Origin of the sequence: Amycolatopsis sp. lyj-23 (assembly GCF_046549135.1) — a bacterium.
Classification (GTDB): domain Bacteria; phylum Actinomycetota; class Actinomycetes; order Mycobacteriales; family Pseudonocardiaceae; genus Amycolatopsis.
Map to the genome: position 1 here is coordinate 81,347 of NZ_JAJPWN010000003.1, position 19,304 is coordinate 100,650.

Annotated in this window: 23 protein-coding genes and 1 pseudogene; 14 read left to right on the forward strand and 10 right to left on the reverse strand. The window is 72.6% G+C overall.

The genetic code is table 11. From position 1 onward, the window contains the following. Nucleotides 1-267 precede the first annotated feature (267 nt). The gene (locus ACLJPY_RS06370) at nt 268-1,716 is read right to left on the reverse strand and encodes a PLP-dependent aminotransferase family protein (protein ID WP_410587091.1); all 1,449 of its coding nucleotides are present in this window, start codon (nt 1,714-1,716) and stop codon (nt 268-270) included. A gap of 61 nt (nt 1,717-1,777) precedes the next feature. Between ACLJPY_RS06370 and ACLJPY_RS06375 the strand changes: the two genes are divergently transcribed. Beyond that, nucleotides 1,778-2,419: a YczE/YyaS/YitT family protein gene (locus tag ACLJPY_RS06375; protein WP_410587092.1), complete on the forward strand. Its 642-nt coding sequence runs from the start codon at nt 1,778-1,780 to the stop codon at nt 2,417-2,419. Here ACLJPY_RS06375 and ACLJPY_RS06380 read toward each other — a convergent pair. Then, nucleotides 2,416-2,955, reverse strand: a complete 540-nt coding sequence (locus ACLJPY_RS06380) for a Clp protease N-terminal domain-containing protein (protein WP_410587093.1) — start codon at nt 2,953-2,955, stop codon at nt 2,416-2,418. The two genes, ACLJPY_RS06375 and ACLJPY_RS06380, sit on opposite strands and share 4 nt — an antisense overlap. Continuing rightward, nucleotides 2,955-3,164, reverse strand: coding sequence for a sigma factor-like helix-turn-helix DNA-binding protein (locus ACLJPY_RS06385; RefSeq protein ID WP_004559389.1), 210 nt, complete (start codon nt 3,162-3,164; stop codon nt 2,955-2,957). Before ACLJPY_RS06385 ends, ACLJPY_RS06380 begins: the two co-directional genes overlap by 1 nt. 91 nt (nt 3,165-3,255) lie before the next feature. Here ACLJPY_RS06385 and ACLJPY_RS06390 point away from each other — a divergent pair, with 91 nt between their 5' ends. Together ACLJPY_RS06390 and ACLJPY_RS06395 are read left to right on the forward strand one after the other, a co-directional pair. Continuing rightward, nucleotides 3,256-4,041 (forward strand): protein phosphatase 2C domain-containing protein, encoded by a 786-nt coding sequence (locus ACLJPY_RS06390; protein ID WP_410587094.1) that lies wholly within the window; start codon nt 3,256-3,258, stop codon nt 4,039-4,041. Nucleotides 4,042-4,075: 34 nt separating this feature from the next. Next, nucleotides 4,076-4,642: pseudogene (locus tag ACLJPY_RS06395) on the forward strand (DUF998 domain-containing protein); the annotation flags it as partial. A gap of 78 nt (nt 4,643-4,720) precedes the next feature. Here ACLJPY_RS06395 and ACLJPY_RS06400 read toward each other — a convergent pair. Next, nucleotides 4,721-5,749: a D-cysteine desulfhydrase family protein gene (locus tag ACLJPY_RS06400; RefSeq protein ID WP_410587095.1), complete on the reverse strand. Its 1,029-nt coding sequence runs from the start codon at nt 5,747-5,749 to the stop codon at nt 4,721-4,723. Between the two features lie 85 nt (nt 5,750-5,834). Here ACLJPY_RS06400 and ACLJPY_RS06405 point away from each other — a divergent pair, with 85 nt between their 5' ends. Genes ACLJPY_RS06405 through ACLJPY_RS06415 form a run of 3 tightly spaced genes read left to right on the forward strand, consistent with a single transcriptional unit; the run spans nt 5,835 to nt 8,619 of the window. Next, nucleotides 5,835-7,211 (forward strand): amidase, encoded by a 1,377-nt coding sequence (locus tag ACLJPY_RS06405; RefSeq protein WP_410587096.1) that lies wholly within the window; start codon nt 5,835-5,837, stop codon nt 7,209-7,211. Further along, nucleotides 7,178-7,753 carry a TetR/AcrR family transcriptional regulator gene (locus ACLJPY_RS06410; protein WP_410587097.1) on the forward strand — a complete coding sequence of 192 codons (576 nt, stop codon included), beginning with the start codon at nt 7,178-7,180 and terminating at the stop codon, nt 7,751-7,753. Before ACLJPY_RS06405 ends, ACLJPY_RS06410 begins: the two co-directional genes overlap by 34 nt. Next, nucleotides 7,753-8,619 carry an oxygenase MpaB family protein gene (locus tag ACLJPY_RS06415; protein ID WP_410587098.1) on the forward strand — a complete coding sequence of 289 codons (867 nt, stop codon included), beginning with the start codon at nt 7,753-7,755 and terminating at the stop codon, nt 8,617-8,619. The genes ACLJPY_RS06410 and ACLJPY_RS06415 overlap by 1 nt, the downstream gene beginning before the upstream one ends. A gap of 64 nt (nt 8,620-8,683) precedes the next feature. On the opposite strand, the gene ACLJPY_RS06420 is transcribed toward ACLJPY_RS06415, so the two are convergent. Beyond that, nucleotides 8,684-9,235, reverse strand: coding sequence for a CGNR zinc finger domain-containing protein (locus ACLJPY_RS06420; RefSeq protein WP_410587099.1), 552 nt, complete (start codon nt 9,233-9,235; stop codon nt 8,684-8,686). A 54-nt stretch (nt 9,236-9,289) separates the two neighbouring features. Here ACLJPY_RS06420 and ACLJPY_RS06425 point away from each other — a divergent pair, with 54 nt between their 5' ends. The 5 genes from ACLJPY_RS06425 to ACLJPY_RS06445 all read left to right on the forward strand — a co-directional run bounded on the left by ACLJPY_RS06425 (nt 9,290) and on the right by ACLJPY_RS06445 (nt 13,718). Then, nucleotides 9,290-10,144, forward strand: coding sequence for an alpha/beta fold hydrolase (locus ACLJPY_RS06425; RefSeq protein WP_410587100.1), 855 nt, complete (start codon nt 9,290-9,292; stop codon nt 10,142-10,144). Between the two features lie 95 nt (nt 10,145-10,239). Then, nucleotides 10,240-11,637 (forward strand): hypothetical protein, encoded by a 1,398-nt coding sequence (locus tag ACLJPY_RS06430; RefSeq protein WP_410587101.1) that lies wholly within the window; start codon nt 10,240-10,242, stop codon nt 11,635-11,637. Continuing rightward, nucleotides 11,634-12,026: a FixH family protein gene (locus tag ACLJPY_RS06435; protein ID WP_410587102.1), complete on the forward strand. Its 393-nt coding sequence runs from the start codon at nt 11,634-11,636 to the stop codon at nt 12,024-12,026. The genes ACLJPY_RS06430 and ACLJPY_RS06435 overlap by 4 nt, the downstream gene beginning before the upstream one ends. 11 nt (nt 12,027-12,037) lie before the next feature. Next, entirely contained in the window at nt 12,038-13,180 is a 1,143-nt protein-coding gene (locus ACLJPY_RS06440; RefSeq protein ID WP_410587103.1) for a hypothetical protein, read from the forward strand. Next, on the forward strand, nt 13,173-13,718 hold the full coding sequence (locus ACLJPY_RS06445; protein ID WP_410587104.1) for a hypothetical protein: 546 nt from the start codon (nt 13,173-13,175) through the stop codon (nt 13,716-13,718). Before ACLJPY_RS06440 ends, ACLJPY_RS06445 begins: the two co-directional genes overlap by 8 nt. A gap of 141 nt (nt 13,719-13,859) precedes the next feature. Here the strand turns inward: ACLJPY_RS06445 and ACLJPY_RS06450 are convergent, their stop codons facing one another. Next, nucleotides 13,860-14,114, reverse strand: coding sequence for a DUF397 domain-containing protein (locus ACLJPY_RS06450; RefSeq protein ID WP_410587105.1), 255 nt, complete (start codon nt 14,112-14,114; stop codon nt 13,860-13,862). Between the two features lie 299 nt (nt 14,115-14,413). Here ACLJPY_RS06450 and ACLJPY_RS06455 point away from each other — a divergent pair, with 299 nt between their 5' ends. Both ACLJPY_RS06455 and ACLJPY_RS06460 read left to right on the forward strand, forming a co-directional pair. Beyond that, complete coding sequence (locus ACLJPY_RS06455; protein ID WP_410587106.1) at nt 14,414-14,539, forward strand: hypothetical protein; 126 nt, start codon at nt 14,414-14,416, stop codon at nt 14,537-14,539. A 4-nt stretch (nt 14,540-14,543) separates the two neighbouring features. Continuing rightward, on the forward strand, nt 14,544-14,798 hold the full coding sequence (locus ACLJPY_RS06460) for a hypothetical protein (RefSeq protein ID WP_410587107.1): 255 nt from the start codon (nt 14,544-14,546) through the stop codon (nt 14,796-14,798). 61 nt (nt 14,799-14,859) lie between these two features. Here the strand turns inward: ACLJPY_RS06460 and ACLJPY_RS06465 are convergent, their stop codons facing one another. From ACLJPY_RS06465 to ACLJPY_RS06480, 4 genes are all read right to left on the reverse strand, one after another. Beyond that, on the reverse strand, nt 14,860-15,468 hold the full coding sequence (locus tag ACLJPY_RS06465) for a class I SAM-dependent DNA methyltransferase (RefSeq protein WP_410587108.1): 609 nt from the start codon (nt 15,466-15,468) through the stop codon (nt 14,860-14,862). Next, complete coding sequence (locus tag ACLJPY_RS06470; protein ID WP_410587109.1) at nt 15,465-16,313, reverse strand: SAM-dependent methyltransferase; 849 nt, start codon at nt 16,311-16,313, stop codon at nt 15,465-15,467. Before ACLJPY_RS06470 ends, ACLJPY_RS06465 begins: the two co-directional genes overlap by 4 nt. Further along, on the reverse strand, nt 16,285-17,136 hold the full coding sequence (locus ACLJPY_RS06475; RefSeq protein WP_410587110.1) for an SAM-dependent methyltransferase: 852 nt from the start codon (nt 17,134-17,136) through the stop codon (nt 16,285-16,287). Before ACLJPY_RS06475 ends, ACLJPY_RS06470 begins: the two co-directional genes overlap by 29 nt. Nucleotides 17,137-17,238: 102 nt before the next feature. Continuing rightward, a complete protein-coding gene (locus ACLJPY_RS06480; RefSeq protein WP_013222333.1) occupies nt 17,239-18,102 on the reverse strand; it encodes a helix-turn-helix domain-containing protein in 864 nt (287 codons plus the stop codon). Nucleotides 18,103-18,337: 235 nt separating this feature from the next. On the opposite strand from ACLJPY_RS06480, the gene ACLJPY_RS06485 reads away from it, so the two are divergent. Beyond that, on the forward strand, nt 18,338-19,258 hold the full coding sequence (locus ACLJPY_RS06485) for an MBL fold metallo-hydrolase (RefSeq protein ID WP_410587111.1): 921 nt from the start codon (nt 18,338-18,340) through the stop codon (nt 19,256-19,258). Nucleotides 19,259-19,304: the final 46 nt, after the last annotated feature.

Sequence of the window (19,304 nt, forward strand, 5' to 3'; positions counted from 1 at the left end):
GCTGCCCCCGCGGCGCCGGGACCCACACCGGGTGCGCTCCGGGAGTCCTCGCTCACCGCGCCGAGCGAGGGTTCGCAGTACCGCGAGCGCACCTGAGCCGCCGGCTTCCCGGCACGTCGAGGGGCTGTGCCGGGAAGCCGCGGCACCCGTGAACGGGGTCACGTCCGTGAGCGGGTGTGTGGAACGACGAACCGGTGCGCTGGATGCACATGAACGCCGCCCATCCCTGGGAGCAGGCTCGCATCCAGCGCACCGGTTCGTTCTTTTCTAGGCGATCGGGGCGTCCAGGGAAGCCGGGGTGCCCCGCACCGACGCTTCGGCCGCGCTCAGCCGCCGGACGGCTTCGTCGATCCGGTCCGGCGGCAGCGAAAACGGCAGCCGGATCCAGCGCTCCAGCCCGCCGTGGACGCCGAAGCGCGAACCCGGCGCCACCTGGACGCCGTGGCTCGCCGCCGCCACCGCCAGGCGCGAGCTCACCGGCTCCGGCATCCGGCACCACAGCGACAGCCCGCCGTCCGGCAGCGTGAACGTCCAGTCCGGCAGGTACCGGTGCACCGCGCCGGCCAGCGCGTCGCGGTAGCCGCGCAGTTCCGCCCGGCGCCGGTCCAGCACGGTTCCGTCGGCCATCAGCTCGGTGAGCACGAGCTGCTCGAACACCGGCGACCCGAGGTCGACGGCGTAGCGCGCCGAGACGAGCCGGCCGAGCAGGTCCTCCGACGCCCGGATCCAGCCGAGCCGCAGCCCGCCCCAGTGCGTCTTCGCCGCCGAGCCGACGCAGATGGCCAGGTCGCCGGCGAACGCGGCCAGCGGCGGCGGCCCGTGCCGCGGGTCGCCCTCCAGGTCCAGCTCGACGAGCGTCTCGTCCACCACGACCGGTGTCCGGGCGCGGGCGAGCACGGTCCCGAGCCGGGCGCGGCCGTCGGCGTCCAGGCGCAGGCCGGTCGGGTTCTGGAAGTCGACGACGAGGTAGGCGAAGCGCGGGGACGCCTGGCGCAGCGCCGCGTCGACGCCGGCGATGTCCCAGCCGCGCTCGCCGCTCGGGTCGAGCGCCACCGGCACCGGGATGGCGTGCGCGGCGCGGATCGCCTCCAGGGCGTTCGGGTACGTCGGCTGCTCCACCAGCACGCGGTCGCCGGGGCCGGCGAGCATCCGCAGGACCAGTACGAACGCGTGGTGCGCGCCGTTGGTGACCATGAGCTGCGCCGGTGTCGTCGGCAGCCCGCGCTCGGTGTAGCGCTGGGCGATCTGTTCCCGCAGGCCGAGCAGGCCGCGTTCCTGGTAGCCGTGGTCGCCGAGGTGGTCGGCGAGGCGGACGCGGGCCGCGTCGACCGCCGCGGCCGTGCCCGGCACCGCCGGCGAGGACGCGTGGGTGAAGTCGATCGAGCCGGCGCCGGCCGGCGCGAGCGGCCCGCGGCGGCGCCGTCCGGGGGCGGCGATCCACGAGCCCGCGCCACGGCGGCTTGCGACGAACCCGTTCTCGCGCAGGCGGTCCAGCGCCGCGCCGATCAGCGTCCGGCTGGCGCCGAGCGCGTCGGCCAGCTCGCGCTCGGCGGGCAGCCGGGTGCCGAGCGGGAGCTGGCCGTCCAGCACCTGCAGTTCGATCGCCGCGGCCAGGTCGGCCGCGCCCTGCCGCGAGCCGCCTTGCCGCCAGGAACCCAGCATGACGGCCAATCGCGGTCCTGAGATGCGTCCACCTACTGGGAGCCCGGCTTCCATAAGGCCAATATCCTGGAATTGGCTATGGTTTACAAGGCCACTTTAAGCCGATAGTGGAGACGTGGCTCAGATCGATCTCCGGCCCGTCCGGATCTCCCGTGACCCCGTCCGCCGCAGCGTCCAGCTGCTCGCAGGCCTCGCCCTCTACGGCACCAGCGTCGCCCTGGTCACCCGGGCCGGCCTGGGCCTCGAGCCGTGGAGCGTGCTCGCCGAGGGCGTGCTGAAGCACACCGGCCTGACGTTCGGCACGGTCACCGGCCTGATCTCGGTGGTCGTGCTGCTGCTGTGGATCCCGCTGCGCCAGCGGCCCGGCATCGGCACCATCGCGAACGTCGTGGTCATCTCGGTCATGGTCGACCTCGTCCGGGCGTTCCTCCCCGACCAGCACGACCTGGTCTGGCAGATCGTCCTGCTGGTCGGCGGGGTCGCGCTCAACGGCGTCGCCACCGCCACCTACGTCGGCGCCCGCCTGGGCCCCGGCCCCCGCGACGGCCTGATGACCGGGCTCGCCGGGCGCACCGGCCGGTCGGTCCGGCTGGTGCGCACCGCCATCGAGGTCACCGTGGTCGCGGCCGGGTTCCTGCTCGGTGGGACCGTCGGGATCGGCACCGTGCTCTACGCACTGGCCATCGGGCCGCTCACCCAGGCACTGCTTCCCCTGACGACCTGGCGGGAACAGCAGCAGCCGCAGGAGGGTCACTAGCCCGCCTTGCGCTGCACCACCGTGCGGCGCAGCGTCTCGTAGTCGACGCCGCGCCGGGCGAGCAGCTCGTCGGTGCCCTGCTGCCGGGTCAGCGCGAGCAGGATGTGCTCCGCCCCCAGGTAGTCGTCGCCCAGGCCCTTGGCTTCCCCGAGGCTCAGCTCCAAGGTCTTCTTCGCCCGGTCGGAGAACGGGATGTGCCCACGCCGGGGCCGCGCCCGGCCGACGGCGAGCGCCCCCTGGCCGTGGGTTTCCTCGATGCGTTCGACGATCCGGTCGACGTCGATGCCGAACTCGGTCAGCGCGGCCGCGTCCGCGTCGCTGACCCCGCCGCGGCGCCGGATCCGGTCGAGGTCGGCGTCGATGTCGGCCAGCGTGACCCCGAGCTGGGTCAGCAACCGGGCGCCCTCGCCGGGTGCGACGTTGGCGATCCCGGCCAGCAGGTGCGGGGTGTCGATCTCGCCGGCGTTGGCGGCGCGGGCCCGGATCTGGGCCTCGACGACGGCCATCCGGGCGTCCTGGGTGAACTTCTCGAACATCAGTGCCTCCCGTACTTCTTGTGCACGGCCTGCCGGCTGACCCCCAGCTCGGCGGCGATTTCCTGCCACGACCAGCCGTGCACCCGCGCGCTGCGGACCTGCACGGCCTCCAGTTGTTCCAGCAGCCGCCGGAGTGCGGCGACCGCGCGCAGTCCCACCCGGGGATCGCGGTCTCCCGCCCGGGCGGCCAAATCCGTTGCCTCCGTCATGCTTGTCAACTTACGTTGACATCCCGAGCATGTCAACTCTGGTTGACACGCTCAGCGCGAACACCCCGGACGGGCGACGTACAGTCGGGTGATGCCCGAGATCGTGATCGCCGAGCGGGCCGGGGTGGGCGCCGACGGCCACCCACGCCCCACCGAGGACCACGTCGTCGTGCTGGACAACGCGGTGCTCGTCCTGGACGGCGCCACTTCGTCGGACCCCGCGCAGCCCCCGGGCGGCTGGTACGCCGAACGGCTGGCCCGGCGCCTCGCCGACGACCTGCGCGCGGCCCCCGCTGCCGACCTGACCGAGGTCCTGACCAGCGCCATCGCCGCCGTCACGGCCGAACACCGCCTGCGGCCGCAGCGTTCGCCGTCGAGCACGGTCGCGGCCGTGCGCTGGCTCGACGACCGCGTCGACGCCCTGGTCCTGGCCGACAGCCCGGTGGTCGGCTTCGGCGGTTTCGGCGTCGACGTCGTCTCGGACGACCGGCTCGCGCGGCTGCGGCGGCGCGGGCTGCTCCAGACCGGCGCCGACGTCCGGCGCCGGCGCAACGCCCACGACGGCTTCTGGGTCGCCGAAGCCGACCCGGGCGCCGCCGCGCACTCGGTCCGGCGCAGCTGGCCGCGTTCGAGCGTCGAGGCCGTGCTGCTCGCCAGCGACGGCGTCTCCATCGGCGTCGACCAGTACGAGCTCTTCGACTGGCGCGAGGTGCTGGCGATCACCCGCACCGACGGGCCCGACGCTGTCCTGGCGGCCGTCCGCACCGCCGAGAAGCAGGATCCGGACGGCGAACGCTGGCCGCGGCCGAAGCGGCACGACGACCAGGCGCTCGTCCTCGTGGACTTCGAATCGGGGATTGTTCAGGGTCTTCCCTGATCACCCGGGTCGCGTTTGCCGACACCCTGGTCCCATGGGGACGGAAACGGGGAAGCGCACGAGACCGTGGCGGCTCGTGGCGCTGGCGGCGATCGGGTGGGGGCTGTTCACGGCGGTGGTGCTGCACGTGGTCAGTTCGCGGAACCCGGTGTACGACACGCTGTCGAGCTACACGGTGACCGACCGCGGCGAAGGGATGCTCGCGGCGAGCGTGCTGTCGCTGGCCATCGGGTCACTCGCGGTGCTCGGCGCGCTGCAGGTCGCGGGGGTGCCGCTCTCGCGGACGACACGGCTGCTGCTCGCGTTGTGGGCGCTCGGGCTGGCCGCGGCGGCGGTCTTCCCGGCGAGCTACCCCGAGGCGCCGGACCCGGTGAGCGGCGAAATCCACCTCTACGCGTGCCTGGTCGCGTTCTGCAGCCTGCCCGGCGCGGCGATCTCGCTGCTGGAGCCGCTGCGGGGCCGTCCGGAGCGGGTCGCGGTGGTGCGCGCGATCCGGCTGTCCGCGGGGGCGTTCGCGCTCTTCGCCCTGAGCTTCCTGTTCGTGCGGCTGAGCGAGGCCGGGATCGAGCCGTTCCGCGAGGTTTCCGACGCCTTCCCGATCGGCGTCATGCAGCGGCTGCTGCTGCTCGCCGACATCGCGTTGCTCGGCACGCTGCTGTGGCTCGCGACCCGGCTGGAGTCAGCCTTCGACGGCGGCGGCGAATTCGGGCGCGTAGCCGTACAGGCCGGGCAGGCCGCCGGTGTGCAGAAACACCACGTGGTCGTCCGGGGCGAAGTGGCCGGCCCATTCGACCAGCGCGGCGGCCACTTTGCCGGTGTAGACCGGATCGAGCACCACCCCCTCGGTGCGCCCGAAGAGCCGTAGGGCGTTCCAGACCGCCTCGGTCGGGATGCCGTAGCCGGGGCCGAGCGTCGAATCGCCCAGCTTCGTGTGCGCGAGCGACGGCGGTTCGACGCCGAGGAGCTTGGCGGCGCCGTCGACGAGCTCGCGGAGGTTCGCCGTGGCCTCGTCGAGCGGGTGGCTGACGCAGGCGATGCCGACGCCGAGGTTCCCGAGCAGCGCGGTGGCCAGCGCCACCCCGGCCGCGGTGCCGCCGCTGGCGTGCGGGACGACGAGGTGGGCGCGCTCGACGCCGCGTTCGGCCAGCTGCTGCGCGAGTTCGCGGGTGGCGCGGACGTAGCCGAGCGCGCCGAGGTCGTTGGAGCCGCCGACGGGGACGGTGAAGACCTGCCGGCCCTCCTCCTGCGCTTCGGCGACCAGGCGGTCGTACGTGCGGCCGGTCTCCTCGCCGTCGGCGCAGACGTGGACGGTGGCGCCGAAGAGCTTGTCCAGCGGGATGTTGCCGCCGCGTTCGTAGGCGTCGCCGTCGCGCGGGACCTTCGCGGTGAGCACGAGTTCGCAGCGCAGGCCCAGCTTCGCGCACGCGGCGGCGGTCTGACGGCCGTGGTTGGTCTGGAGCGCGCCGAAGGTGATCACGGTGCCGGCGCCGGCCGCCGCGGCCGCGCCGAGGTGGTATTCGAGCTTGCGGAGCTTGTTGCCGCCGGCGCCGAGCGGGTGGACGTCGTCGCGCTTGAGCCAGAGGTTGCGCAGGCCGAGGGCGTCGCCGAGCCGGGGTGCCGCCTGCAGCGGGGTCGGCCAGCCACCCAGGTCGACCCGGGGGATCGCGGCGAGGGCGGCGTCCGGGAACCCGGCGAAGTCGAAGGTCATGGACCCAGTCTGCCGCACGGGTGGCCGGAAACCGGCGGTATCCGGTATCGTTCGTCCGAACGAACGAGGATCTCCGGGAGGGGCCATGACCGCCACGAGCCTGGACTTCACCGGTCTCACCACGCAGGCCGCGCAGCTCGCCACGGGTGAGGTCACCTCCGCCGAGCTGATCGCGACCGCGCTCGGGCGCGCGCACGCGAGCCAGCCGACGCTCAACGCCTTCCGCTGCCTGCGTGACGACGAGGCCATCGGGGAAGCCGCGGAAGCGGACCGCCGCTTGGCCGCCGGCGAGCGCGCGCCGCTGCTCGGCGTGCCCGTCGCGATCAAGGACGACGTCGACCTCACCGGGCTGCCCACGTCGTTCGGCTGCGCCGGCGAGTTCCCGTGCGCCACCTCCGACGCGCCCGCGGTCGCGCTGCTGCGCGCGGCCGGTGCGGTGGTCATCGGCAAGACGAACACCCCCGAGCTGGGCCAGTGGCCGTTCACCGAGGGCCCGGCCTTCGGCGTGACGCGCAACCCGTGGCACCCCGGCCACACCCCCGGGGGTTCTTCGGGCGGGAGCGCGGCCGCGGTGGCGTCGGGGGCCATCGCGGCCGCGCTCGGGTCCGACGGCGCCGGCTCGGTGCGCATCCCGGCCGCGTGGACCGGGCTCGTCGGCATCAAGCCCCAGCGCGGCCGGATCCCGACCGGGGGCGAGCTGTTCCACGGCCTGACCGTGCTCGGCCCGCTCGCCCGGACCGTCGAAGACGCGGCCCTGCTGCTGGACGTCGTCGCGGACACCGGAAGCACGTTCCGGACCGCCGCCGCGCGTGAACCGGGCCGGCTGCGGATCGGGCTGTCGACGCGGATCCCGTTCACCGCCACCAGGACCCGGCTCGACCCGGTCGTCGAAGCGTCCGTGCGGCGGCTCGCCGAGTCGCTGGCCGGACTGGGCCACGAGATCGTCGAGGTCGAGCCGGACTACGGGCTGATCGGGCTGACGTTCCTGCCGCGGTCGCTCACCGGCGTCCGCGATTGGACGCTGCGGGTGCCCGACCGGGCCGGGCTCGACCCGCGCACGCGCAGCAACGCCGGCCACGGCCGCCTGCTCGCCGGGCCGGCCCTGCGGCTGGCCCGCGCGCTCGAGCCGGGCCTGCACCGGCGGATCGGCTCGGTGTTCGGCCGCGTCGACGTCCTGCTGACGCCGACCACCGCGACCCCGCCGCCGCCGGTCGGCGCGTTCGACGGGCTGTCCGGCTGGGAGACCGACCAGGCCATGATCGCCGCCTGCCCGTACGCTTGGCCGTGGAACGTGCTGGGCTGGCCGGGGGTCAACGTCCCGGCCGGGCTCACGGACGGCGGGCTGCCGCTCGGCGCGCAGCTGCTCGGCCCGTCGCACGCCGAGGAGCGGCTGATTTCGCTTGCCGCGCAACTGGAAGAGGTCGAACGGTGGCCGGAGCGGCATCCCGAGACAAGCTGGTAAGCACCCGGGAAGCCATCCTGCGCGGCGCGCTGACCGTCGTCGGCGAGCACGGCGTCGGCGGCCTGACCAACCGCCGGATCGTCGCCGCGGCGGGCGTCTCGCTCGGCACGCTGACGTACCACTTCCCGAGCCAGACGGCGTTGCTGCGCGAGGCGATGCTGCTGTTCGTCGAGGAGGAGACGGCGAAGCTCGGCGCGATCGTCGACGGCTACCGAGCGGCCGGGCTGAGCGTGGAGCAGGCCGCGTCAGTGGTCGAGCAGGTGATCGCGCAGCTGCCGTTCGGCACCGACGAGCTGGGCGCGCACGAGCTGTACCTCCAGTCCGCCCGCGACCCCGAGCTGCACGAAGCTTCGTCGCGCTGCTTCGCGGCGTACGACGAGCTGGCCGTGACGATCCTGGCCGCGCTGGGCGTCCCGGACCCCCGGCGGCTGGCGGGCCCGGTGGTGGCGCTGATCGCCGGCCTCCAGCTGCGCCGCCTGGCGACGGGCGAGACGGACACGCCGGTGGCCGAGCCGTTGATGATGCTGCTCCGCGGAGCTTGATGGCCCGCCCGATCGTCCGCGGAACGGCGGTGTGGCGGTACTTCGGCGACTTCCGCGCCGCGTTCCTGGCCGAGCAGGTCCTGGTGCTGCAGGTGGCGCACCCGGTCGTCGCGGCGGGTGTGCGGGATCATTCGGGCTACACGGCGGACCCGTGGACGCGCCTGCTGCGGACGGTGGGGTCGCTGTCGATCTACGTGTACGGCGGCCCGGCGGGAGCGCGCGTGGAAGCGGCGCGGTTGCGGGCGTTGCACCGGTCGTTCACGGGGTTGGCGGACGGACGGCGTTACAGCGCGTTGGAGCCGGCGGCGTACGCGTGGGTGCATGCGACGTTGATGAAGGCTCCTGTTGACGCGCAGCGGTTCTTCGGGGTGCCACTGTCCGATGTGGAGCTTGCGGAGTACTACCAGCAGATGTGCGACGTCGGGCGCCTGCTCGGGGTCCGGGAGCGGGACCTGCCGTCGGATTGGACGGCGTTCGAGCGGTACTACGCCGAGATGGTGGCCGGGTTCGGGCTGAATGAGGCGATCGGGACGTTGTTCGAGACGATCCGCACGGTGCCGAAGCCGTTCCGGTGGCTGCCGTCGTCGTGGTGGCAGGGGTTTCGGCGGGGGCAGATGTTCCTGGTACGGGCCACTTTGCCGCCTTCGTTGCGGGAGTCACTGGGTCTGCAGTGGACGGACGTGGACCAGCGGAAGTTCGCTCGGTTCGCGGCCCGCGTGCGGTGGGTGAGCACACCGATCCCGGCGGCGCTGCGAACGGGGCCGATGCGGTGGGTCGGAAGGCTCAACGTGTGGTTCCGCGCGCACCCGAAGGTGTACCGCGCACTGACCCGCGGCGACGGCCCGGGCGCAAAGCCGACCCTCTGACCGAGTCGGCAGGGGCATCACACGTGATTGGAGCGGCATCTCTCCGGTCACGGGAGAACCGGGGTCAGTCGCGGGTTTGGGTTCGGGCGTAGTGGGCGCGGGCCTTGGCTCGGTTGCCGCAGCGGGACATCGAGCACCACTGGCGGTTCCGGCGCGGGGAGGCGTCGCAGAACCGGAGGCCGCAGTCGTCGGCCGCGCAGATGCGGACCTCCGCGTCGCTCGTCGCCAGGTCGATCGCGTCCGCCGCCAGTGCCGCGAACGCCGCCGCCACCGGGTCCTTCGGGGCCGGGACCTCGCGCCGCAGGACGCCGTCCGCCAGCGCCAGCCGCGGTGGGGGCGCCGGTGCCGAGGCGGCCGCGTTGTTGACCAGCTCGACGTCCATCTTCGACAGCTCTTCCGGCGGCAGCAGCACCCGGTCGATCGCCTCCCGCAGCGCCTTCGCCGCCAGCACGTTGCCCGCCGTCACCGGCACCGGGCCCGTCGTGAACCCGGCGCGCGACAGCCACTCCGCCAGCGCGTCCGGGCTCGTCAGCAGCTCGACTGCCTCGTCGTGCCGGCTGCGCAGCGTGTTGACGAGGTCGAGGCACGGCCGTCCGCCGTCGAAGACCCACTCCATGCCCGTCATTCTAACCCTTGAAGACAGTTAGAGGCAGCGCTATCGTCTAACCCCATGAACCGGTTAGAGAACATCGCCACCGTGAACGGCATCCGCCTGCACTACCTCCGCGCCGGCGACGGCCCGCCGCTGTTCCTGCTGCACGGCTGGCCGCAGACGTCGCACTGCTGGCGCAAGGTCCTGGCCCCGCTCGCCGAGACGCACACCGTCATCGCCCCCGACCTGCGCGGCTACGGCCGCAGCGACAAGCCGCCCGCCGGTTACGACAAGCGCACGATGGCCGCCGACATCGCCGCGCTGGCCGACCACCTGGGCTTCACGAAGACCGCGGTCGCCGGACACGACCGCGGCGGCCGGGTCGCCCACCGCTGGGCCCTCGACCGCCCGGACCAGGTCGACCGCCTGGCCGTGCTGGACATCGCCCCGACCCGCGCGATGTGGCAGCGCATGGACGCCGGCATCGCCAAGGCGTACTGGCACTGGCTCTTCCACCTCCAGCCCGACCTGCCGGAACTGCTGGCGGGCCGGGACATCGCCGCCTACCTCGGCTACTTCTTCGAGCGCTGGACCCACCAGCGCCACGCCCTCGACGCCGACGCGCAGGCCGAGTACGTCCGCGCCTTCTCCCAGCCCGGCGCGCTGCGGGCCGGCTTCGACGACTACCGCGCCTCCTTCCCGGACGACGCCGGACTCGACGACGCCGACTTCGCGGCCGGGAAGCGGCTCACCCGGCCACTGCTCGCCCTCTGGGGCGCGAACGGCCTGCTCGGCACCCTCCCCACCCTCGAGATCTGGCGGGAGTACGCCGACGACGTCACCGGCGCAGCCCTCGCCGAGTGCGGTCACTTCCTCCCCGAGGAGCAGCCCGGCGAAGTCGTCGCCCACCTGCGGCGGTTCCTCGATCCCTGAGTCTCCCGGGGGTTCCGGTCCCCCGAACTGGGGACCGGAATTCCCTCGCCGCCGTGACGCCCGCCACCGGCTGCGCCGGTTAGGTTCAGCGCACAATGGGGAGCAAACCGAAAGCAGCACTGCTGATGCTGCTGGTCGCGCTGGGGATCGCGGCCGGCGGCGGGACCGCGCACGCCGACGGCGCACCGAGCGGCACCGACATCCAGATCGCCCAGACGCTCGGCGCGCGCGAGCTCACCGTGATCATCCGCCGCGTGGACACGACACCGTCGCCACTGCGGGTCGACGTCGTGACGCACCAGGGCACCGCGCCCGGCACGCTGCACCTGGCCGTCGCGGCCGGCGGCGTCCCGAGTTCGCGCACCGACGTGGTCCTGGGCGCCGCACCCGGGGTCTACGCGGGGAACCTCCAAGTCGACAAACCGGGACCGTGGGAACTCTCGCTGAGCGACGGCACCGGCGCACCGGCGACGATCCCGTTCGTCGTGCCCGCGCGGGTGGTCCCGCCGTGGGAGCGGGCGACCTACGGCGGGTTCGTCGCCGCGGGCGCGTTCCTGCTCATCGCCCTGGCCGTGGGCCTGCGGGCCCGGCGGACGGCGTTCGCGCTGATCCCGGCCGGCGGCGCGGTCGCGGCGATCGCCGTCGCCGTCACCGGCGCGCTGCTGTCGGCGAGCACTCCCCCGCCACCCGCGCCCGGCAGCCAGCTGGATCCGACGTCCGACAACGTCACCGACCCGTACGGAAACCTGCCGCTGTCCACAGTGGATTACTCCCGGCCGCCGGTGAACCTCGCGGTCCGCCCGGAACCCGACGGCCTGCGGCTGGCCTTCACCGACGGCGCCACCGGCCGCCCGGCCGACGACCTGCTCGTCCACGACAACGCCCTCGTGCACCTGGTGCTGGTTTCGCCGTCGGGACGGCTGAGCCACCTGCACCCGGTGCGCGTCGGGCCCGGGGACTACCGCGTCCACGTCGCCGATCCGGAGGCGGGCACGTACGCCGTCGCCGCGGAACTCGCCCGGCGCGGCGGCGGGGTCCAGCTGGTCCGGTCCACTGTGGACCTGCACGGCACCGCCGCGCCCGCACCCGAGCCCACCGGCGCCGGAGCGCGGACGGTCGACGGCACCCCGGTGGACCTCACGATCACCCCGGGTTCGCCGTCGACGATCACCGCGCACTTCCGCACCGCCGACCTCCAGCCGTGGCTCGGCATGCTGGGCCACCTGATCATCGCCGGGCCGATCACCGGACCGGTCGGCGAAAGCGCCGCGAAGGCACCGACGTGGGCGCACGTCCACGCGATGATCCCGCCCGTAGCGGGCCAGCTCGACCGTCCTGATGAGACGGTCGCCGCCTACGGCCCGGACGTCGGCTTCACCTACACCTTCGCCGCGCCGGGCCGGTACCGGATCTGGCTGCAGGCCGAACGCGGCTACCGGGTGCTCACCGTGCCCGCCGTGGTCGACGTCCCGGCGACGGGAGCAGGCCGGTGAAACGCCCGACGTTGCTGATCGCCGTCGTCGCCCTGGTCGTCGCGGCCGGTGCCGCGTGGCTGTTCTGGGGCGGCGGCGCCGCGAAACCCTCGACGCAGCAGGCGGTTTCCGGGCCCTACACCGTCCAGTTCTCCGCGGACCGGCCCCGCATCGGCGGCAACACGTTCGCGGTGGCGGTGACCGGGCCCGCTCCCGAAGCCGTCACGGTCGCCCCGGTCATGGCCCAGATGGGGCACGCGCTCACGCCGGTGCCCGCCGGGCCGGACGGGCCCGGCCGCTTCCGCGCCGCGGACGTCGCGCTGCCGATGGCCGGGCAGTGGGAGATCACCGTTTCGCTGCGCGGCCCCGGCGGGCCCGCGCAGGTCGTCTTTCCGTTGTTGGTCAAGTAGGAGGAGGGGGAATGGACCTCACCGCATCCGGCGTGCGCACCACGTCGGTGGCGAAACAGGCGCGGCCGGGGTTGCTGCCGGCGAACGTCGTGCTCGGCGGGTCGCTGCTGTCGCTGGTCGGGCTGACCTGGGACATCCAGTGGCACGACGACGTCGGGCCGGACACGTTCTTCACGCTGCCGCACCTGTTCCTGTACGCGGGCAGCGCGGTCGTCGGCCTGGCGAGCCTCGCCGTCGTGCTGCTGACGACGGCGGCGCGGCGCGCGGGACGGCCGGTCGACCCGCGGGTCGGCGGGCGCGTGGTCAACGTGTTCGGCCGGACGTTCGCGGCACCGCTGGGCTACCTGGTCTCCGGCGTCGGCGCCGCGATGTTCCTGCTCTACGGGCTGTGGGACCAGTGGTGGCACGGCTTGTACGGCTTCGACGCGGTCATCGACTCGCCGCCGCACATCGGGCTGCTGCTGTCGATCACGGTGTCGCTCATCGGCACGACCGCGGTGTTCGCCGCGGCGCGCGAGCACCGCTGGGGCCGGCTCGGCACGCTGGCGTCGCTGACCGTGCTGCTCACCTTCGGGCCGGTACTGGCGCTGGGGTTGCAGCAGGTGCCGGGCGACTACGCCGACCCGGTCACGATCGGGACGTCGATGATGGCGGTGCTGCTGGTCGCCGTCGGGGCCGGCTTCCTGCGCCGTCCGGGTGGCGCGGTCGGCACCGCGGCGCTGGTCGCGGTCGTGCAGGCGGTGTTCTGGTGGTTCTCGCCGTGGGCGGCGAAGGCCTACGCCGACCTCGTCGGCCTGCCGTTGCGGGACGCGGTTTCCGGCGTGCCGGCGATGCCGTCGCTGGCACCGATGGCCTTGCTGCCGGTGGCCGCGCTGATGGAACTGGTCTACCTGGCCGGCCGACGCCGGGGGTGGCGCGCGGGCCGGGTGTCCGTGGTCGCCGGCGGGATCGCCGGGCTGCTGCTCGGGGTGAGCCTGCCGGTGCAGCGGACGCTGCTCCACACCGGCGCGCACCTGCCGCCGGGCTGGTACCTGGCGACGACGGCCGTGCTCAGCGGCCTGCTCGGGCTGCTCGGCGGGTTCGCCGGGTGGCGGTTCGGCGGGATGCTGTGCCTGCTGGCGCCCGCGAAGAAGGGGGAAACCGCTGATGCGTAAGACGCTCTCGGCCCTGGCCGCCGTGGCCGGGCTGCTGTTCGCCACCGCGGCGCCGGCGAACGCCTACGAGCCGGTCAACATCGTGCACACCGAGCGGGTGCAGGCCGGGCCGTACGGGCTGACGGTCGGGTTCAGCACCTGGCCGCTGAAAGCCATGCAGTCGCTGGACTTCACCTTCATCCCCGACGGCGGGATCAGCGACAAGACCGGCACGCTCGCCATGTCCGGCCCCGAAGGCGCGCAGCGGCGGGCCCAGCCGCTCGTGCGGCACCCGCGCAAACGCGAGGTCTGGGGCCTGGACGTCCGGTCGATGCCGCGGGCCGGGGAGTGGACGTTCCGCTTCACCGTCAACGGCCCCGCGGGCTCCGGCACCGGCGAGCTGCGGGCGCTCCAGGTGCTGGAACAGCCCGGGCCGCCGATGGGCGTGAGCTGGGCGATCAGCACGCTGCCGCTGATCGGGCTCGTGGTGCTCGTCGTGGTGGCCTGGCGCCGGACCCGCGGCCGGTTGCGCGGGGGTGAGCTTCCGGCAACCGGGTGAGATTCCGCTCACATTCGGCGTCCGGACGTACTCGGGCCGTCGCGAAGGCCTCCTTCACCGTAGAGGACGGGGAAGGGGGCCTTCGCCATTTGCTTTCCGGGGTACGGCGCTTCCGCGGCCCAGCCGGCGGCGGGACGGGGTTCAGGCGGGCAGGTCGAACTGCCCGGCCTTGACGGCGACCAGGAACGCTTCCCACTCGGCGGTGTCGAACACGAAGACGGGGCTGGTCGCGAGCTTGGTGTCGCGGACGCCGATCAGGCCGTCCTTGCCCAGGTTGACCTCGACGCAGTTGCCGCCGTTGGGCTCGCTGGCGAACGACTTCTCCCAGGCGGCCTCTTCGAACAGGGTCACGGCCGTGTTCGGATCGTAATCCGCGAACGACGGATAATCCGCCATGGGTCGTACCTCCGAGGATCGATGTGGTCGCGGCCGCGAACTGGTCCGATGGCACCCGCTCCCGGCTACTCAGTGTCTCAATGGCCCAAGCCACAGGGCCAAGCGGGTGATCAACTAGTTCCGGCCTCGACATGAAGATTATTCCAGGAGTAGGATTAATCGCATCGGCCGGGGGCGTCGGTGTCGGTGAACGACTCGCTGCCCGCGGCAGACGGTCGTCGGCGCGGGCCGAAGTGCCGGAGTGACCGGAACCGGCACCGGTAAACCCGAACCGCACGACCTCACGGGGGAGGATCAGCGTGATCGTCGAGGACCGGCCTCGCGTCTTCCGGACGGGCAGCCGCCACGGCCACCACCAGCTGATCCGCACGCACCTGACCGGCGGCGAACCCGCCCGGTCACCGCGACGAGAGCAGGGGGTGTAGACGAATGGCCGTCCGGGTGAACTCGCTCTTCCGCCGCGAAGACGAAGCCCACCGTGGCCGCCGGGGCATCGGCAACGAGCTGCGGAACCGCTTCGGCTTCAGCCTGATCCAGGCGCCGCTGCGCAAGACGACGACGTGGGCCACGGACCAGGACCTCCCGCTGCGCCGCCACGCCGACGGGGTCCGCACCACCCGCCCGCTGGAAGCTTCGATCGACCTGACGCCGCTGATGCGCGGCCGCATCGGCTCGCGCGCCTGAACCCGTACCACCGCGAAAGAGCCCCGGTTTCCTGCGGAACCGGGGCTCTTGCCTTGCGCGGCTACGGTTTCCGCAGCAGCAGGCAGCCGTGCCGCATCGGGCGTTCCCCCGCGCCCGGCTCGCGGTACACGCGCCCCACCTCGGTGAACCCGGCCGCGGCGGCGAGCCCGGCCAGTTCGTCCAGCGGCCAGCTGTAGGCCGTCGTCACCTTGTGGTCGAACGGCACCAGCGGGCCGCCGCCGGATTCGAAGCAGCCCAGCAGAACGTGACCGCCGGACGCCGACGTTCGGGCGAATTCGGCGAAGCAGCCCGGAATTTCCGCGGGCGGCGTGTGGATCAGCGAGTACCACGACAGGATTCCGGCGAGGGACGCGTCCGGCATGTCCAGCGCCGCCATCGAGCCCACCTCGAACCGCAGGTCCGGGTGCGCGGCCCTGGCGAGGGAGACCATCACCGGGGACAGGTCGACACCGAAGCTGTCGAGGCCGAGGGAACGCAGGTGGGCCGTCAGGTGCCCGGGCCCGCAGCCGAGGTCGGCGACCGGGCCGCGGCCGCGCACGGAATCCGCGAACGCCGCCCACACCGCCCGTTCCAGCGGGTGCTTGTCCCAGGCTCCGGCGACGAATTCGGCGTACTTGACGGCGATCGCGTCGTAGGCGGCCGCTGTCACGGTTTGCGGCCCAGGCCGCAGAGGTGGCCGACGAACGCCGGGTCGTTCGCGAGCTTCTTCGTCGCCTTGGACTCGATCTCCTCGGGGTGCCACTCGGGCAGGTAGACGATGCCCGGCTCGACGAGCTCCAGCCCTTCGAAGAACGACGTGAACTCCGCCCGCGTGCGCAGGTGGATCGGCGTGCTGGACCGGTTGTACTGCTTCATGATGGTCTCGCGGCTGTCGGCGTCGGCCATCTGCTGCAGGCCGTCGCTGGTCAGGTGCGAGGACAGGAAGTACGAGCCGGCCGGCAGCAGCGACAGGTACTTCCGGATGGTCTGGGCCACCGGTTCGTCGGCGCCGAGGAAGTACAGGACGCCCACCATGATCAGGCCGATCGGGCGGTTCGGGTCGAGGACGCCGGTGTCGAGCGCGCGCTTCCAGATGTCGGCCGGGTCGCGCAGGTCGCCCTGCAGCACCGCGTGCCGCCCCGCGACGCCTTCCCGCTCCAGCAGGATCTGTGAGTGGGCGACGGCGACCGGCTCGTTGTCGACGTACACGCACCGGGCGTCCGGGTTGACCGCCGTCGCGACCTCGTGGACGTTGCCGACCGTCGGGACGCCGGAGCCGAGGTCGAGGAACTGGTCGATGCCGTTGCGCGCCAGGTAGCGCACGCCGCGGCCGAGGAAGTCGCGGCCGGCGCGGGCGACCGTCTTGATCATCGGGAAGGTCTTGACCGCCTGCTCGCCGAACTGCCGGTCGATGGCCCAGTTGGCGTCGCCGCCGAGGAACCAGTCGTAGATGCGCGCCGCGTTCGGCCGGTCCAGGTCCACGCCTTCAGGGGCTTCGGGGTCCTGCGTCGTCATTGCGTCCTCCAGGCTTGCGGCCGACACCGCCGACCACGCTCGCGAGGGGGACCGTGGCGGCGCCGGGCTCGGGGCGCCACTCTCCCACAGGCACGATCCCGGGCTCGACGACGTCGAAGGTACCGAAGAACGCGGCGATCTCGGCGAGGGACCGGGAAACCGCGGGCGAGCTCGACTGTTCGGAGAGCTTCACGAGCCGCCGGATCTGCTCCAGCTCTTCGCCTTCGACACCGGACTCGGTCGCGTGCGAAAGGACGTACGCCGACCCGGGCGCCAGGAGGGTCCGGTAGTCGCGGATGGCTTCGCGGACACCGGTGACGTCCGGCAGGAAGTGCAGCACCGCCACGGTGAGCAGGCAGATCGGCCGGTCCGGGTCGAGCACGCCGGTGGCCAGCGCGGCGTCCCAGACTTCGCCGGCGTCCCGCAGGTCGGCGTGCAGCACGGCGTGCCGCTCCGGATCGCCGGCCTCTTCGAGCAGCATCCGCCCGTGCGCGACCGCGACCGGCTCGCAGTCGACGTAGACGCACCGGCTGTCGTCGGCGTAGTCGTCGGCGACCTCGTGCACGTTGCCCGCGGTCGGGATGCCGGAGCCGAGGTCGAGGAACTGCGTGATGCCTTCGGCGAGGCAGTAGCGGACGGCCCGGCCGAGGAAGTCGCGGTTGGCGCGGGCCAGGGTCTTCGCCAGCGGGAACACTTTGAGCGCCTGCTCGCCGTACTGCCGGTCGATCGCCCAGTTCGCGGTGCCGCCCAGCGCCCAGTCGTAGATGCGGGCCACGCTCGGGCGGTCCAGATCGATGACATCGGGAAGGAAGTCGGGGTCCACGACGTCCCCTTCGAGCGGCAACTTTCCGGTGGATTCAGGCGCAACGCAGTGACTCTACCGAAAGTTGTTCACACGCCGGGACACTTCACACGGCCATTCGCCCTATTGGAGCTGCTGCATCTGCGCGCGGTAACCCTCCGCGAGCTCCTTGAGGAACTGCCGGGTCTCCTGGCGCTCCAGCGCGGCACCGCGCAGCCGGTCCCAGGAGTCGACGAAGATGTTGAAGTCCTTGACGTCGTCGAGGTAGAGCCCGCCTGCCGAGTGCTCGATGTAGACGAAGTCCCGCGTGCGGTCCGGGAACCGCATGATCGTGAAGTCGTTGGGCACCGCGGCCAGCCGCGCGCCGAACGGCAGTACGTGCACGTAGACCCGCGGGTGCTTCTCGAGCGAGAGCAGGTGCTCGACCTGGTCGAGCATCACCGCGGGTGCGTACCCGCCGGGTGCCCGGCGCAGCGCGCCTTCGCTGATGATGAAGCGGTAGTACGGCGGCTGCTGCTGCTCGAACACCGCCTTGCGGTCGAGGCGGTTGCGGACCAGCGACGTCACGTCGGTCGCCCCGGCCTCGGTGAACTGCTTGAGCATGTAGTGCTCGGACTGCAGCGGCCCCGGGATGCGCTCACCGTGCCAGGTGAGGATCTCCGCGGCCGCGGGCTCCAGGTCGGTGAAGGTGCGGAACCAGTGCGGCACCACCGACCGGTAGCCGGACCAGTGGCCGCGCTGCCCGGCGGCGGCCCGCGCCAGGTTCATCAGCGTGTCGGCTTCTTCGCCGTTGATCCCGAACGCGTTCAGCATGGATCGCACATCCCCGAGCTTCACCCCGACGGCACCGGACTCGATCTTGTTGACCTTGCCCTGGGTGCAGCCGAGGACCTCGGCGACCTGCTGCTGTGTCATCCGCGCCGCGGTGCGGGCATGCCGGAGCTCGTTCCCGAGCTGCTTCCGGCGCGAGGTGACGGTGCTGGCCATCGCCCTGCTCTCCCGGACCACTACCAAGCAACGGCGGCCACCGGCCGCCGTCGCACGCGAACTATCGAACCCACCCAGGCTAGTGCTTCACCTTGCGGATCTCGATGATGACATCGCGCAGCGTTCCAGGAAACGCCGCAGAATGCCAGTCACCTGCGGTATCACTCGCCTGGACCAGTGAAATTCCGAATTATTCCGCCAACCGGCGGAGCCCGGTCTCGGGCATAGTGACGCCGTGACCGATCGCTCCCCCTCCGCCGCCGCCGTCACCCGGCTGGCCGACCAGGCCCACGGCTACGTCCAGCCGGACGGCTCCTGGTACATCAACAACTGCGGGCTCGTCGACGCCGGCGACCACACCGTGCTGATCGACACCTGCGCGACCGAGCGCCGCACCCGCGCCCTGCTGGAGGCCGTCGAAGGCGCCACCGGCCGCCCGGTGACGACGCTGGTCAACACCCACCACCACGGCGACCACACCAACGGCAACTACCTGGTCGAAGGCGCGACGGTGATCGGCCACCGCAAGACACGCGAGCTGATGGTCGCCGAGGGCATCCAGACCTACGAGGGCGTCTTCGTCGGCAACGACTGGGGCACGCTGGAGTCGCGGCCGCCCGAGATCGTCTTCGACGACCGGCTCACCCTCCACGCCGGGGACGTCGAGATCCAGCTGATCCACCCGGGCAACGCGGCGCACACGACCAACGACGTGCTGGTCTGGCTGCCCGCGCAGCGCGTCCTCTACGCCGGTGACCTGGTGTTCCACGGCGGCAGCCCGTTCGCGCTGATGGGCTCGGTGGCGGGGTGGCGCAAGGGCCTCGACGTCATCCGGGAGCTTTCGCCAGAAGTGATCTTGCCTGGTCACGGCGGCCCGTGCGGGCTCGACGTCGTGGACACTGTGGACGAGTACCTGCAGTTCGTCCAGAAGACGGCCGAGCGCGGGAAGGCCGCCGGACTGTCGCCGCTGGAGGTCGCGAAGGAGACCGACCTGGGCGACTTCGCGTCGCTGAGCGAGCAGGAGCGGCTGCCGGGCAACCTGCACCGGGCGTACGCCGAGCTCGACGGCGCCGAGTGGGGCGCCGACATCGACCTGGTCGCGGCGATCACCGACATGCTCGCCTACAACAAGGGACCCATCCGCTGCTTCTCCTGAACTAGGTGAGCTGCTCCTCCGTGGCCTCCCTTGAGGCGTCGATCGG